Annotated in this window: 12 protein-coding genes; 11 read left to right on the top strand and 1 reads right to left on the bottom strand. The window is 69.5% G+C overall.

Features of this window, described 5'->3' with window-relative positions; translation table 11 throughout:
* Positions 1-169: 169 nt before the first annotated feature.
* Positions 170-1,489: an MFS transporter gene (locus ACZ4WS_RS33415; RefSeq protein WP_467986442.1), complete on the bottom strand. Its 1,320-nt coding sequence runs from the start codon at positions 1,487-1,489 to the stop codon at positions 170-172.
* A gap of 396 nt (positions 1,490-1,885) precedes the next feature.
* Here ACZ4WS_RS33415 and argC point away from each other — a divergent pair, with 396 nt between their 5' ends.
* From argC to ACZ4WS_RS33360, 11 genes are all read left to right on the top strand, one after another.
* Positions 1,886-2,917 (top strand): N-acetyl-gamma-glutamyl-phosphate reductase, encoded by a 1,032-nt coding sequence (argC, locus tag ACZ4WS_RS33410; RefSeq protein WP_467986615.1) that lies wholly within the window; start codon positions 1,886-1,888, stop codon positions 2,915-2,917.
* 100 nt (positions 2,918-3,017) lie between these two features.
* Positions 3,018-3,581: an adenylyl-sulfate kinase gene (cysC, locus tag ACZ4WS_RS33405; protein ID WP_467986441.1), complete on the top strand. Its 564-nt coding sequence runs from the start codon at positions 3,018-3,020 to the stop codon at positions 3,579-3,581.
* Between the two features lie 62 nt (positions 3,582-3,643).
* A complete protein-coding gene (gene cysD, locus ACZ4WS_RS33400) occupies positions 3,644-4,540 on the top strand; it encodes a sulfate adenylyltransferase subunit CysD (protein WP_467986614.1) in 897 nt (298 codons plus the stop codon).
* Between the two features lies 1 nt (position 4,541).
* Positions 4,542-5,909: a sulfate adenylyltransferase subunit 1 gene (locus tag ACZ4WS_RS33395; RefSeq protein WP_467986439.1), complete on the top strand. Its 1,368-nt coding sequence runs from the start codon at positions 4,542-4,544 to the stop codon at positions 5,907-5,909.
* 208 nt (positions 5,910-6,117) lie between these two features.
* Positions 6,118-7,032, top strand: coding sequence for a LysR family transcriptional regulator (locus tag ACZ4WS_RS33390; RefSeq protein WP_467986438.1), 915 nt, complete (start codon positions 6,118-6,120; stop codon positions 7,030-7,032).
* A 133-nt stretch (positions 7,033-7,165) separates the two neighbouring features.
* Entirely contained in the window at positions 7,166-7,744 is a 579-nt protein-coding gene (locus tag ACZ4WS_RS33385) for a cobalamin B12-binding domain-containing protein (RefSeq protein ID WP_467986436.1), read from the top strand.
* On the top strand, positions 7,741-9,042 hold the full coding sequence (locus ACZ4WS_RS33380) for a methylaspartate mutase (protein ID WP_467986435.1): 1,302 nt from the start codon (positions 7,741-7,743) through the stop codon (positions 9,040-9,042). The genes ACZ4WS_RS33385 and ACZ4WS_RS33380 overlap by 4 nt, the downstream gene beginning before the upstream one ends.
* Complete coding sequence (locus tag ACZ4WS_RS33375) at positions 9,039-10,004, top strand: transporter substrate-binding domain-containing protein (RefSeq protein WP_467986433.1); 966 nt, start codon at positions 9,039-9,041, stop codon at positions 10,002-10,004. Before ACZ4WS_RS33380 ends, ACZ4WS_RS33375 begins: the two co-directional genes overlap by 4 nt.
* Before the next feature lie 36 nt (positions 10,005-10,040).
* Positions 10,041-11,075, top strand: coding sequence for a DMT family transporter (locus ACZ4WS_RS33370; protein ID WP_467986432.1), 1,035 nt, complete (start codon positions 10,041-10,043; stop codon positions 11,073-11,075).
* Entirely contained in the window at positions 11,072-12,127 is a 1,056-nt protein-coding gene (locus ACZ4WS_RS33365) for an aspartate-semialdehyde dehydrogenase (protein WP_467986430.1), read from the top strand. Before ACZ4WS_RS33370 ends, ACZ4WS_RS33365 begins: the two co-directional genes overlap by 4 nt.
* Positions 12,124-13,224 (top strand): amino acid kinase family protein, encoded by a 1,101-nt coding sequence (locus tag ACZ4WS_RS33360; protein ID WP_467986428.1) that lies wholly within the window; start codon positions 12,124-12,126, stop codon positions 13,222-13,224. The genes ACZ4WS_RS33365 and ACZ4WS_RS33360 overlap by 4 nt, the downstream gene beginning before the upstream one ends.
* Positions 13,225-13,226: the final 2 nt, after the last annotated feature.

Raw genomic sequence — 13,226 nt, 5'->3', positions numbered from 1 at the left:
CACGGACGAGCATGAAAAGCGGCACGGGGGCGGCCGTTTCGAAGCGGCCGTGAAATCGGCCGCGGGAGAGAGGCCGGCACGACGTGTCCCCGCGAACGCACATGACGCCCATACGGTCACACGTCCCGCCGGTCCTTCACCGGAGCCGGATCCGGCTGAACCGTCGAGGTCAGCCCTCCACCGGGGCGGGCGTGGAGTCCGGGACGCCGGCGACGACTGCGACGGTGGCTGCGGCGTCGGACGCCGAGGGCGTCAGCGGAGCGTTGCGCGTACCCGCCGTCCGGACGTCGGAGAACAGCACGATGAGGAACGACAGGGCGCCGACCCCTGCCGACACCCACATGGCGCGGTGCAGGCCGATACTCGAGGCGAGCGCACCGGAGCACAGCGATCCGACGGGAAGAGTGCCCCATACGACGAACCGGATCGTGGCCGTCATGCGGCCCATGAGCGGTCGGGGGGTGACGCCCTGACGCAGGCTGACCTGGTTCACGTTGAAAAGCACCACACCGAACGACTGCACGAACACGCCGCAGGTGATGACCACTTCGCGGGCCGAGGCGGGCGCGGCGGGGGTGAGAAGCGGGCCGAGTCCGTCGATGAGCGCGCCCAGCACGATGCTCGGTCCGGTTCCCAGGCGCTGTGACAGCCTGCGGGCGACGGTGGCCCCGAGGACCACACCGAGAGAGCCGATCGCCATCACGATGCCGAGTTTGGCGGCGGAGAAGCCCAGTTCACGCACCGCGTAGGTGGTGAAGATGGCCGCGACCATGCCGTAGGAGAAGTTGAGGAGCGCCCCGACACCGGCCACCGGAGCCAGCAGGCGGTGGCGACGCACGAAGGTCAGCCCCTCGCGGACCTCCTTCAGCAGAACCGGCCAGGTCGCCCGGTCGCCGTCCTTCGTCACCGCCTTCTCCCGGTCGCGCGGAATGCGCGACACCATGAACGCGGAGAACAGGAACGACAAAGCGTCGGCGCACAGCGCGAACGGGGCCTTCAGCACCGAGACCAACCAGCCGCCCACACTGGGTCCGACCAACTGTGACGCGGACCGAGCAAGCTCCAACTGGGCGTTACCGTCCGTCAGTTGCTCGGCATCGACGATATCCGGCAGATAGGACTGGTAGGCCACGTCGAAGAACACGGTCGCAACACCCTGGATGAACGCGACCGTGTAGAGCTGGCCGAGCGTGAGCATGTCCAGCGCGTAGGCCAGCGGGACGGTGAGCAGCAGCACCGCACGCGTGAGGTCGCTGATGATCAGAACGGGCCTTCGGAGCATCCGGTCGATCCAGACCCCGGCAGGCAGCCCGATCAGCAGGAAGGGCGCGACCTGCGCGGCGATGAGCGCACTGACTTCGAACGCGCCCGCGTTCAGCACCTGGAGCGCGACGAGAGGAAGCGCCAGGAAGCCGATCTGGCTGCCGATCTGGCTGACGCCCTGCGCAGCCCGCAGCCGCCGGAAGTCGGGATTCTGGGTGACGCTCATCTGGTCCGTCTCTCTCGGTGACTTGATGACCGCTGACGTGACGAGGCCGGCACACCCTCCCGGAGCCGCGGAGTCCGTGCCCGTCGCCGCGCGCCCGTGAGGACGCCGTGCCGCCTTTTGACCTTTGTTCTCCGAAATGGATCCCCGGCCTGTCGGCCGCGGACCGCGACCGGAATACGGGCCGATCCCAAGACTGGCACACGCGAGGTGCGCGCCGAGTAATCGGTGTGCTTAGTCGATCGGCAGGGAACTAAGTCCGGCGCCTCCTTCACGATCTGTTTGTCGCGGACGCGGATGAGGCGGAAAGGTTCGTAGTTTCCTTTCGCAGGGGTGATTGGTCGGACCGGAGGGAGTCGTGGTGGTGGGCCGGAATATCTCAGCAAGGGAGGGGTGGTCGTGATACGGGTGGCGGTGGCCGGTGCGGCCGGTTATATCGGCGGGGAGTTGCTGAGGCTGCTGCTGGGACATCCCGAGGCCGAGGTGGTGGGCGCGGTCTCGTCCCGTTTCCCGGGAAAACGGGTCGACGGTGTGCATCCGAATCTGCGGGCCACCACCGATCTGACATTCTGTTCGGCCGACGAGGTCGGAGAGTGCGACGCGGTGTTCCTGGCACTGCCGCACCGGGTGGCGATGACCCAGATCGATCACTGGGCTCAGCGGTCCAAGCTCGTCATCGACCTGACCGGGGACTTCCGGCTCGGTGACACCGACGTCTTCCGGCGTTACTACGGCGAGGAGCACCAGGCCCCGCATCTGCTGGCCGACTTCGTGCCCGGGCTTCCCGAACTGCACCGCGAGAGTCTGCGCACCGCGGACCTGATCAGTGTTCCCGGCTGCATGGCCGCGGCCGGCGTACTCGCCCTGTACCCCCTGGTGGCCCGTGATCTGATCGATCTCGGCCAAGGGGCTCAGTTCGACGCCCGCACCGGTTCCAGCGGCTCGGGCGCCACCGCCGGTCCGGCCAACCTGCACGCCGAACGCAGCGGTGCCATGCGCGTGTTCGCGCCCACCGGGCACCGCCACGAAGCCGAGATCTCACGGCATCTGGGCCTGTCGGCCGCGATGACCGCCACCGGCGTCGAAGCGGTCCGCGGGGTCCAGACCATCTGCCATGCCACCCTGCGCCCCGGCGTGGACAAGCAGACCGTGCGCCGGGCCTTCCGCGAGCAGTACGCCGAGGAGCCCTTCGTCCGCGTCGTCGCGCACCAACGCGGCATCTTCCGCTACCCCGACCCGAAGATCCTCCTGGGATCCAACTACTGCGACGTCGGCTACGCGGTCGACGAGGACAGCGGCCGTCTGACCACGATCGCCGCCCTGGACAACCTCGTCAAAGGCGGCGCGGGCAACGCCCTGCAATGCCTCAACATCCGCATGGGCCGGTCCGAGACCCTCGGCCTGACCTTCCCCGGTCTCCACCCCCTGTGAACCCCGGCCGACCGGAGGGAACCGTGACCACCAATCCGCCGACCGTCGTCACGTGAGGCCGCGATCCGGCCGCACGGACACCGGAAAGGGAGATCCGCACATGAGAGAACCGAAGGGCACACCAGCCGAGTGGCAGGGCGGCACGGTCTGGCTGACCGGACTGCCGAGCTCGGGCAAGACCACCATCGCGACGGGTCTCGCCGAGCGACTGCGCGCCGGTGGACACCGCGTTCAGGTGCTCGACGGTGACGAGGTCCGTGCCGCCCTCTCCGCGGAACTGGGATTCTCGAAGGAGGACAGGGACACCAACGTGCGGCGGATCGGCTACGTGGCCGGGCTGCTCGCCGGGCACGGCGTCACGGTGCTGGTGCCGGTCATCGCCCCCTACGCACTGTCCCGCGCGGCGGTCCGGGACCTGCACGCGGCGCGCGGCGTCCCCTGCATCGAGGTGTACGTGGCGACTCCGGTGGAGATCTGCGCCGACCGGGACGTCAAGGGTCTCTACGCCAGGCAGGCGACAGGTGAACTCAGCGGTCTCACCGGCGCGGACGACCCCTATGAGGTGCCGGTCGACCCCGATCTGCGTCTCGACACGCAGCACCGGACGGTCGACGAGTCGGTCCGGCAGGTGCGAGCGCTGCTCACCGCACGGGGTCTGTCGTGATCGCCGCCACGCGGACCGTGCCCACCGGCCGTCCCGGACGCCTCGGCCCGCGCGTCGATCCGGTGCCCCCGCTGTCGCACCTCGAAACGCTGGAGTCGGAGGCCGTCCACATCTTCCGTGAGGTGGCGGGCGAGTTCGAGCGGCCGGTGATCCTGTTCTCCGGCGGCAAGGACTCCATCGTGATGCTGCACCTGGCGCTGAAGGCGTTCGCCCCGGCGGCCGTGCCCTTCTCGCTGCTGCACGTGGACACCGGCCACAACTTCCCCGAGGTGCTCGACCACCGCGACCGTGCGGTGGCCGAGCACGGACTGCGTCTGCACGTCGCGTCCGTACAGGACTACATCGACCGCGGTGTGCTGCGTGAGCGCCCCGACGGAGTACGCAACCCGCTGCAGACGCTGCCGCTGACGGAGAAGATCCAGTCGGAGCGGTTCGACGCGGTGTTCGGCGGCGGTCGGCGCGACGAGGAGAAGGCGCGGGCCAAGGAGCGGGTGTTCTCGCTGCGCGACGAGTTCTCGCAGTGGGACCCGCGCCGCCAGCGCCCCGAGCTGTGGCAGCTCTACAACGGCCGCCACGCGCCCGGCGAGCACGTCCGCGTCTTCCCGCTCTCCAACTGGACCGAGCTGGACGTCTGGCAGTACATCGCCCGCGAGGGCATCGAGCTGCCGGAGATCTACTTCGCCCATGAACGCGAGGTGTTCAAGCGCAACGGCATGTGGCTGACCGCCGGCGAGTGGGGCGGCCCGAAGGACGGCGAGAGGGTCGAGAAGCGGCTCGTCCGCTACCGCACGGTGGGCGACATGTCCTGCACCGGCGCCGTCGACTCCGGCGCCACCACGCCCGAAGCCGTGATCGCCGAGATCGCCGCCTCCCGGCTCACCGAACGGGGTGCGACCCGCGCCGACGACAAGCTGTCCGAGGCCGCGATGGAAGACCGCAAGCGCGAGGGGTACTTCTGACATGGCCATCACCACCGAACCGAACGATCCCCTGTCGGTCGAACACCTCTCGGCGACCACCCTGCTGCGCTTCGCGACTGCGGGCTCGGTCGACGACGGCAAGTCCACCCTCGTGGGCCGGCTGCTGCACGACTCGAAGTCGATCCTGACCGACCAGCTGGAAGCCGTCGAGCACGCCTCCCGCAATCGCGGCCAGGACACCCCCGACCTCGCACTGCTCACCGACGGCCTGCGCGCCGAACGCGAACAGGGCATCACCATCGACGTCGCCTACCGCTACTTCGCCACGGTCCGGCGCCGGTTCATCCTCGCCGACACCCCCGGCCACGTGCAGTACACCCGCAACATGGTCACCGGCGCATCCACCGCCGAACTGACGGTGATCCTGGTCGACGCCCGCAACGGTGTCGTCGAGCAGACCCGCCGGCACGCGGCGATCGCCGCCCTGCTGCGCGTCCCGCACGTGGTGCTCGCCGTCAACAAGATGGACCTCGTCGCGTACGCGGAGCCCGTGTTCGCCGCCATCGCCGAGGAGTTCACCGCGTACGCCGCATCGCTCGGCATCCCGGAGATCACCGCGATCCCGATCTCCGCACTCGCCGGCGACAACGTCGTGGAGCCCTCCGCGCACATGGACTGGTACGGCGGCCCCACCGTCCTCGAACACCTGGAGACGGTCCCGGCCGGCCACGACATGACCGCCTGCCACGCGCGCTTCCCCGTGCAGTACGTGATCCGCCCGCAGACCGCCGAGCACCCCGACTACCGCGGTTACGCGGGCCAGATCGCCGCCGGTGCCTTCCGCGTCGGCGAGCAGGTCACCGTCCTGCCGTCGGGTCGCACCAGCACCGTCTCCGGCATCGACCTGCTCGGCGAATCCGTCGACATCGCCTGGGCCCCCCAGTCCGTGACGATCCGTCTCGCCGACGACATCGACGTCTCGCGCGGTGATCTGATCGCCCCGAGCGACGATGTCCCGGCCCTGGTCCAGGACGTCGAGGCGACCGTCTGCCACGTAGCCGACGGACCGCTCACGGTCGGCCACCGGGTCCTGCTCAAGCACACCACCCGTACGGTCAAGGCGATCGTCAAGGACATCCCGTCGCGCCTCACGCTGGACGACCTCTCCCAGCACCCGAACCCCGGGCAGCTGGTCGCCAACGACATCGGCCGGGTCGTCGTACGCACCGCAGAGCCGCTCGCGCTCGACGTGTACGCCGACTCCCGCCGCACCGGGTCCTTCCTCGTGATCGACCCCGCCGACGGCACCACACTCTCCGCAGCCATGGCGGGCGAAGCCTTCGCCACGACCGCGGAGCACGTCCACGAGACCCCTCAGCACCAGGACGAGGAGAGCTGGGACTTCTGATGGACGCCCTTCACCGGGACCACTACGCGGAGTCCGTGAGGAAGGACTGCCGCCCCTACGAGACCGAGGCACCCCACGCCCGGCCTGTCCGGCATCCACCACCTGACGCTGCTCGACAAGGTCCTCAAGGCCGCCGGACAGCCTGCGGTCTCCGACGCCGGTCCCGGCGTCAAGCAACCACTGCACACCCGTTCCCAGGAGGAATCCAGTGGACATAAGGCAATTGACCACCTTCCACAAGGTCGCGACGCTGCTCAGCTTCACGCGTGCGGCCACCGAACTCAGGTACGCGCAGTCCAGCGTCACCGCCCAGATCAAGAGTCTGGAGACGTCCCTCGGCGTCGAGCTCTTCGAGCGGCTCGCCGGAAAGATCCAGCTCACCCCGGCCGGCCAGCGGTTCCTGCCGTATGCCGAGCAGATGCTGACGCTCGCCGGCGAGGCCCGCGGCATCGCGTCCGGTGACGGTGAGCCCTCCGGTCTGCTCACCATCGGCACCATGGAGAGCATCACCTCGTACCGCATGCCGCCGGTACTCGAACTCTTCCACCACCGTTACCCGCAGCTGCAGTTGGTGCTGCGCCCCAGCCTCTGCGCGGAGACGCTGCACTCGCTGCGCCAGGGCACCTTCGACATGGGTTTCCTGATGGAGGCCGAGACCCGGCACCCCGGTGTGGAGAGCGAGATGCTCGGCCCCGAGCCACTGGTCGTCGTGGCCGCTCCGGACCACCCCCTGGCCAAGGAGACCAAGGTCGACCTCGACCAGCTCCGCGACGTCCAGGTGCTGGCCCCGGAGGCCGGGTGCGCCTACCGGGAGCTGTTCGAGGCCGAGTTGAACGACGGCTCGGGCGAGCCGGTGCCGTTTCTGGAGTTCGGCAACATCGAGTCGATCAAGCGTGGCCTGACCGCCGGGCTCGGGGTCAGTCTGCTGCCCACGATGACCGTGGCCGACGACATCGCCGCGGGCTCGCTGGCCGTGCTCGCCTGGGAGCCGCCCTTCGAGGTCTACACCCAGTTGGCGTGGCGCCGAGGCTGCCGGCAGACCCGCGAGATGCGCCTGTTCGTCGACCGGACGCTGGAATGCATGGCGAGCGAGTACAGCGCGACGACCGGCTCGGCCGACTGACCGCCCGACGCGTCGGCCGCAAGCGGCTGGCGCCCGGGCCGTCCGAGCGGTGCCCGGGTCGCCGGCCACGTGGCTCCGAGGTTCTGGGTTCCAGATCTCCGGACCGAGACCGGAACGGCGGAGTGCGGCCGGTGTGATCGAGCATCGCGATTCTTGGTATCGATCATTCCCGGCCTTATTGCTGGACGTGGATGTCGCTCCCCGGCGAGGATTTCCCTATCACTCCCTCACGTTTGCGGAGAAGCCGATGTCGAATGTAGCGCGCCCGGCAAAGAAATTCATCGTCTCAAGCGTCTCCTCGGATGCCCACATGTGGAACCTCGTGTTTCTCCAACTACTTCTGGAGGAACACGGAGGGGAGGTCATCAATCTCGGCGCCTGCGTCCCTGACGACCTCATAATCGAGGAATGCCGACAACAGCGACCGGACGTGCTTGTCCTCAGCACGGTCAATGGACACGGTCATCTCGACGGAATGCGACTCATACGCAAAATACGCAGCCAGCCCGATCTCCAGGATCTGCGGGTCGTCATCGGCGGGAAACTCGGTGTGCGCGGCAAGGACAACGTCCGATTCATCGAGGGCCTTTCCGCCAGCGGATTCGACGCCGTTTTCGAATCCGAGGGTGCCTTGCAGAACTTCAACGAGTTCCTGCGTGATCTCGGCCCCGGTGCACAGCGCGCCCTTCCGATGACGGAGGCCGCCGCATGACCGTCACCGTCCCCGTCTCCCCCGCCCGGATCCGCACCAACCGCTTCTCCGCGTTCGTGCACCGGACCAAGGAAGCGGGTGGCCTCGTCGTCCAGCCCCGTATGGGTTTCGCCGAACTCCCCGTCATGCGCGAGGGACTGCTCGGCGTCCGCGGGGCCCGGGCCACCTCCGTCGGCACCGTCACCCTGGACAGCTACACGCGGGTCAACGACCACGACTCGGCACGGGAAGCCCTGCGCACCGGTGACGACCTCAACGGCTTCCCCCTCGTCGCCCACGGCCCGGCCGCCACCCGGCAGATGCTCGAAGGAGTGGCCGGCGAGGACTTCCCGATCCAGGTACGGCACGGCTCCGCCCTGCCCTACCCGCTCTTCGAGGCCATGGTGGCCGCGGACATCGACGCCACCGAGGGCGGCCCGGTCTCCTACTGCCTGCCCTACAGCCGGGCCCCGCTCACCGAGGCCGTCGACGCGTGGTCGCGCTGCTGCGAACTGCTCGCCGCCCAGGACCGGCAGATGCACCTGGAGAGTTTCGGGGGCTGCATGCTCGGCCAGTTGTGCCCGCCGAGCCTGCTGGTGGCGCTCAGCGTCCTGGAGGCGCTGTTCTTCGCCGAGCACGGCCTGCACAGCATCTCGTTGAGCTACGCCCAGCAGACCAACGCCGGGCAGGACCTGGAGGCGCTCGCGGCCTTGCGCAAGCTCGCCGGCGAACGCCTCGGCGAGCTCGACTGGCACGTCGTCCTTTACACGTACATGGGGGTCTACCCGCGGACGCCGGTGGGTTCCTACCGGATCCTCGAGGACAGCGCCAGGCTCGCGATCCGCAGCGGCACCGAGCGGCTGATCGTCAAGACCCCCGCCGAGGCGTTCCGGATCCCGACCGTCGGCGAGAACGTGGACGCGCTGGAGTTCGCCGCCCACGTGGCCGCCGACGAGGCACTGAACGGACAGCCCGAACCGCCCACCGAGACCGGCCTGTACGAGGAGGCCCGGATGCTCGTGGACAGCACCCTCGCGCTCGCCCCGACGGTCGGCCAGGCCCTGGTGCGGGCGTTCTCCCGGGGCCATCTCGACGTGCCGTTCTGCCTGCACCGGGACAACGCCAACAAGTCCCGCGCATACGTCGACGCGCGGGGACTGCTGCGCTGGGCCGAGCCCGGCGGCATGCCCCTGGCGATCGATAGCACGGCCGCCGGGCAGCCGCTGTCCGCCCAGGGCCTGATCGACATGCTCGGCTACAACGAGCGCCGCTTCGACCGTGAGCAACTGACCCGCGTGCCCCAGTGGAGCCTGTCATGACCACCTTTGCCCCGGCCCCGGCCACCTCCCCCACCCTCGACGCGATCCGTGACCGCGGTGCGCTGCGCGCCGTCGTCAGCCGTGGCATCCGAGGCCTCTCGCTGCCCACCGCGACCGGTGCGTGGACCGGCCTCGACGCGGACGTCGCCCGGGCCGTCGCCGCGGCCGCGCTCGGCGACCCCGAGGCGGTCGAGTGGCTGCCGTCCGACCCGGCCGACCGTCTCGAGCCCCTGCGCGAGCGCACGGCCGACCTCTCCGTCTGCAACCTGACCTGGACGCTGGGCCGCGAGGCGCACTGGCCCGTCCTCTTCGCGGGGGTGACCTGCTACGACGGCGAGGGGTTCCTGGTCCGCGCCGACAGCGGCATCGAGGACCCCGGGCAACTGGCCGGCCGGCGGGTCGCGGTACAGCGGGGCACGACGAGCATCGCCAACCTGGCCGCCTGGTACGGGCGGCGCGGACTGTCCGTCGAGCCGGTGGAGTACGCGACGCCCTCGCGGACACTCGCCGGTTACGCGTCCGGGGAGTGCGCGGCGTACGTACTGGACCGTACGGCGCTGGCGGGGGAACGGGCCGCGCTGTCCGACCCGCAGGCCCACCGGATCCTCGACACCGCGATCTCCCGCGAACCGATGGCCGCCGCGGTGCGCGACGACGACCCCCAGTGGTACCGGCTGTGCCGCTGGGTCCTGCAACTGCTGCTCGCGGCCGAGCACCACGCCGACGAGGCGGGGCCCGCCGGCCGGTCGCGTGCGCTCGCCGAGGCGGCCGCCCTCGCCGGCGCGCACGGAGCGGCCATCGGCCTCGACAGGGGGTGGGCGGCGCGCGTCCTGGACGCGACCGGTACGTACGCCGAGATCTACGAGCGCAATCTGGGCGCCGCCTCCGGGCTCGGCGTGCCGCGCGGGCTCAACGAGCTGTGGACCCGCGGCGGGCTGCACTTCGCCGTGCCCCTGAACTGATCCCCCGATCCATCCATTCCGAGCGAGAGGACTCTCATGTCAACCGAACCACGCGCCATGAACACGGAGACGAAGGGGGCGGTCGAGCTCACGCTCGCCATGATGCTCTCCGGCACACTCGGCATTTTCGTCGTCGAGTCCGGTGCGTCGCCCTTCAACGTGGTGTTCTTCCGCTGCCTGTTCGGCACGATCGCGCTCGGTCTGTACTGCCTGGTGCGCGGATTCTTCAAGAACCACGGCTTCACCCCGAAGAAGATCGGCCTCGCGGCTCTCGGCGGTGTCTTCATCGTCTTCAACTGGGCTTTCCTCTTCGAGTCCTACGAGTCGACCTCCATCACCGTCGCGACCGTCGTCTACCACACCCAGCCGTTCTACGTGATGATGCTCGGCGCGCTCTTCTTCCGCGACAAGATCACCGCCGCCAAGCTGGGCTGGCTCGTCGTCGCCTTCGGCGGACTGATCCTGGTCGCCGGCGTCTCCGTCTCCGATTTCCAGGACAGCGGGAAGAGCGGCTACCTCACCGGACTCGGGCAGGCCCTGCTCGCCGCCGTCTTCTACGCCTTCGCGACCGTCATCACCAAGCGCGTCACCGGCGTCCGCCCCCATCTGGTCGCGCTCGTACAGGTGATGCTCGGCATCCCGCTGCTGCTGCCGTTCACCTCGTTCGGCGCGATGTCGGGAATGGGCGGCGACTGGGGCTGGCTGGTCGGGCTCGGCCTGATCCACACCTGCCTGATGTACGTGCTCATGTACTCCTCGTACCAGAAGCTGCCCACCTCGAAGATCGCGGTCCTGGCCTTCATCTACCCGGCCGTCGCGATGCTCTGCGACTGGAGCGTCTACGGGCACCGCATCAGCCTTCTGCAGGCGCTCGGCATCCCGCTGATCGTGGCCGCCAGCCTCGGCATCAACCTCGGCTGGAAGTTCGGCTCCCACCGGACCGAGACCCCCGCCGCCCCCGCCGCCGTCGCCGCCGTCGCCCAGCCGCCCGCCGCACAGACCCCCGTCGCCCAGCCCCCGGCCCCGCAGGCAGCCGAGGCCGACAAGATCAGCATTGGAGAGTCCCGATGAGCTCTGCTCCGGACCGGACCGCCGCCGCCGCCGCGCCCCGCATCGCCATCGTCGGTGCCACAGGCGCCGTGGGCACCACGATGATCGAGATCATCGAGGAACGCGCCCTGCGCTACTCGGAGTTGTACCTGGTCGCCTCATCCCGGTCGGCGGGCCGCAAGCTCACCGTCGCGGGCCGTGAGTACGAGGTCCAGGCCATCGAGGAGTTCGACTTCGGACAGGCCGACGTCGCCTTCTTCTCGGCCGGCACCGCCGTCAGCGAGAAGTGGGTGCCGGTGGCCACCGACGCCGGCGCCGTCGTCATCGACAACACCATCGCCTTCCGGATGGACCCCGACACCCCGCTGGTCGTGCCGCAGGTCAACGCCCACGAACTGGACCGCCGCCCGAAGAGCGGCATCATCGCCAACCCCAACTGCTCCACCATCCCGCTGGCCCGCCTGCTGCGCGGCATCGAGGACCGCTGGGGCATCCGCAACGCCGTCGTCAGCACCTACCAGGCCGCGTCCGGCCTCGGCTACTCCGGAGTGGAGGAGCTCCAGGAGTCCACCAGGGCCTCCCTGCAGGGCCCGGACGCCGACTTCGAGCCGCACCACTTCAACCCTCCGCTCGCCTTCAACGTCATCCCGAAGATCGACCGCTTCCTCGACTCCGGCTTCACGCTGGAGGAGGAGAAGATGCTCCAGGAGACCAGGAAGATCCTGGGCCTGCCGCACCTGGACGTCACCACCACCTGTGTCCGGGTGCCCGTCGCCAACTGTCACTCCGAGTCCGTCTACGTCGAGTGCCAGTCGCCGGTGGACCGCGCCGAGCTGGTCGAGGTGCTCGCCGCCCTGCCCGAGGTGCGGGTCCACGACCGCGAGACGGTGTCCGCCTTCCCGACCCCGGCCGTGGTCGCCAGCTCCGACCTGGTCCACGTCGGACGGGTCCGCGCCACGCAGAACAACCCCCGCGCCTTCTGGCTCTGGCTGGTCGCCGACAACCTGCGGATCGGCGCGGCACTCAACGCCGTACAGATCGCCGAGGAACTCATAGAACGAGACACGCTGTGAAGGCACCGGCCGTCCTGAAGTTCGGCGGATCCAGCTTCCGTACCCTCGCGGCGTACGGAGACCTCGCCAGGGCGCTCAGCGACCGCGTCGAGCGGGAGGGCACCAAACTCGTCGTCGTGGTCAGCGGCCAGCCCGGCGAGACCGAGCAGTTCCGGGACCGGCTCAGCCAGGTCAATCCGCACCCCGAGGACGAGAGCGTCGCCGGTCTGCTGACGCTGGCCGACACCGTCGGCGCCCAGCTGCTCGCCACCGCGCTGCACCGGGTCGGGCGCACCGCCACGGTGCTCGCCGGACACCAGCTCGGTCTGGTCACCAACTCGGCTTTCATGTGGGCCCGGTTGGAGCACACCGACTCGGAACCGCTGCTCACCGCGCTGTTCGACAACGACGTGGTCGTGGTGCCAGGTGGGCAGGCCGCGGACTCCCGGGGCCGGCCCACCTGGCTCGGCAAGAACAGCTCCGACCTGTCGGCGGTGGCCATCGCGGCGGCGGTCGGCGCGGACCGCTGCGAGATCCACTCGGACGTGGACGGCATCTACAGCACCGACCCGCACCTCGTCAGCGGCACCCGGCTGCTGAAGGAGGTCTCGTACAACATCGCGGCGCTGATGTCGCTGTACGGGGCGAAGGTGCTGCACCGCAGGGCCGTACGGCTCGCCCAGAAGCACCGGATCGAGATCGTCTGCCGGCTCAACCGGGCGCCGTTCCCGGTGGGTTCCGTAATCGGGACCGGTGGCGCCTCGGCCTCCGCGGTGGTGCTCAACCAGCGCTCCATCGCCCTGTCCTACGACTCCGACGCCGAGGCCGACGTCGCGTTCGCCGCCTTCCACGGCGCGAACATCGACACCATCCGCCTCACCACCGGGCCGCAGGTCGCCGTCATGGGCGGCTTCGTCGACCTGGCGGAGTTCCAGCGCCGGCAGGGCCTGACGCCGGGTGTCTACGCCGGTGTCCCGGTCACGGCGCTGCGCGGCAGCAAGGTCGCCACCCATCTGGCGGCCGGCGAGGACGACGCCCTGCACCTGGCGCAGTGGCTGCACGACGAACTCCAGGACCCCAACGCGCGATTCCCCGAACCCGTACTGCAAGGAGTGTGACG

The organism is Streptomyces sp. NPDC029292 (genome assembly GCF_055569295.1).
Note: the sequence above shows the minus strand (reverse complement) of the source record. Positions and strands in the feature narration are given on the sequence as shown.